This window comes from Kitasatospora sp. NPDC047058, assembly GCF_040643935.1.
Classification (GTDB): Bacteria; Actinomycetota; Actinomycetes; order Streptomycetales; family Streptomycetaceae; genus Kitasatospora.
Window position 1 is genome coordinate 1 of record NZ_JBEYVJ010000759.1, and the last position, 1,906, is coordinate 1,906.

General features: G+C 73.2%; 1 protein-coding gene. It reads right to left on the bottom strand.

What is annotated here, in order from left to right:
* Positions 1 to 442 precede the first annotated feature (442 nt).
* Positions 443 to 1,609 carry an alanine--tRNA ligase-related protein gene (locus ABZ885_RS40210; protein WP_360200019.1) on the bottom strand — a complete coding sequence of 389 codons (1,167 nt, stop codon included), beginning with the start codon at positions 1,607 to 1,609 and terminating at the stop codon, positions 443 to 445.
* Between the last annotated feature and the right edge of the window lie 297 nt (positions 1,610 to 1,906).

Below are 1,906 nucleotides of genomic sequence, written 5' to 3' on the forward strand. Positions count from 1 at the left end.
ACCACCCTGGCCCAGTTCGAGCAGGTCCTCGGCGACACCCACCGCGACACGCTGACCTGCCGCAACGGACTCATTTCCGCAAGGAGAGCAACAACCGACCCCGCCGGCTGAACCGGCGGGTCGACGACGTCCTGTGCTCTTACGGGCTCCGGGAGGGCAACACACAGCCGGGTGAAGGGGGGCAGGGATGGGCCGCAGCATCTCCCGGTGACCGCCGCTCCCGTCCGCGGGCACGGGCCCGGGCAGCCACAGCGGGCCCGACCGGACTCCTTCGCGGCGCAGTCCTGAGCGCACTCCAGGCACTCCGGCCGGTCCCAACCAGGCGGCCGGGATCAGGGCGCCGGACACCCGCTGGCGGGGCACGGCGCAGCATCGCACCCGCGGCAGGGCCGTGACGGCCCGGCTCCCAGCGGAAGGACACCGCGGGCGCCGGGCCGGAACGTCACCGCGACCGCAGGTCCAGGACGATGTCGCGGGGCAGGCCGTGGGTGCCGTGGAGGTAGTGGAAGTCCTCCTCGGTCAGCGGACCGCGGAAGCGCGGGCGGGAGAGCACCCGGCGGCCGCGCTCCAGGAGGCGGCCGAACCGGCGCTCCTCGTCGAGCAGCACCTGGCGCACCGAGTCCGGGTCCACGTCCTGGCGGAAGCGGTCCAGGGTGTGCCGGACCAGCTCGGCCGGCAGGTCGCCCAGTCCGCGCTGCGGGTCGTCCCGGTGGAGCACGGTGAGCACCCGGCGTACCAGGCGGCGCAGCACGTAGCCGCGGCCGGTGTTGGACGGGCGGACGCCGTCGCCGATGACGACGATGCCCGAGCGCAGGTGGTCGCAGACCAGCCGCAGGGACGGTTCGTCCAGCTGCCACAGGGGCGGGACGAGGCGGCGCCAGGGGTCGAAGACGTCGCACTCGAAGACCGACGAGCGACCCTGCAGCAGCGAGGAGAGCCGTTCCACGCCGAGCCCGGTGTCGATGTTGCACTGCGGGAGCGGGACGAGCGTGCCGTCGTCGAGGCGTCGGTGACGCATCATCACGTGGTTCCACACCTCGACCCAGCGGTCGTCCCGGGTGGGCGTGGACTGCGGCGGGGTGTCGCCGGTCCACAGGAAGATCTCCGAGTCCGGGCCGCACGGGCCGGTCGGCCCGTTGGACCACCAGTTGTCCTCCACCGTGAACTCGACCGGCACGCCGCGGTCCTGCCAGAGCTCCAGCGAGCCGGTGTCCGGGCCGACCTGGTCGTCGCCGCCGAAGACGGTGGCGTGGAGCAGGCCCGGATCGATGCCGAACCCGTCGGTGAGCAGGCCGTAGCCCCAGTCGAGACTCTGCGGGCCCTCGTAGTCGCCGAGGGACCAGGTGCCGAGCATCTCGAAGACGGTCAGGTGGGTGCGGTCGCCGACCTCGTCGAGGTCCGTGGTGCGCAGGCAGCGCTGGACGTTGACCAGCCTCCTGCCGAGCGGGTGCGGACGCCCTTCGAGGTGGGGCGTGAGGGGGTGCATGCCGGAGGTGGTGAACAGCACCGGGCCGCCGGGCGGGGGCAGCAGGGTCGAGCCGGTGATCCGGCGGTGGCCGCGCTCCTCGAAGTACTCGGTGAAGGTGCGGACGAGCTGGTCGGTGTTCATGGGGTGGCTCCTTCGCATGTGCCGGGGAAGGCACCGGACAACAGGTCCGTGCGGTCATCGGAACCGAGGAGGGAACGCCTCGAAGCCACCACCGGCGGACCGTTTCCGGTCGCCGGGGGGAGGGGGTACGTCAGGCGGCGGCAACCGGCGAGCTGGTCGCTCGCGCGGTCGCGGTGCTGGGGCCGGTGACGTTCATGGGGCCGAGGGTAGCGCGGCCGGCGCCTCCGGGGCACACGATTAACCGTCGGGGCATCCCGGCACTACCCGCCCCCGGGGTGCCCGGGCGGCTGACCCGGG

Excerpts from the sequence above, each read along its gene's own strand:
- ABZ885_RS40210 (WP_360200019.1), bottom strand. The coding sequence starts at position 1,609 with ATGAACACCGACCAGCTCGTCCGCACCTTCACCGAGTACTTCGAGGAG.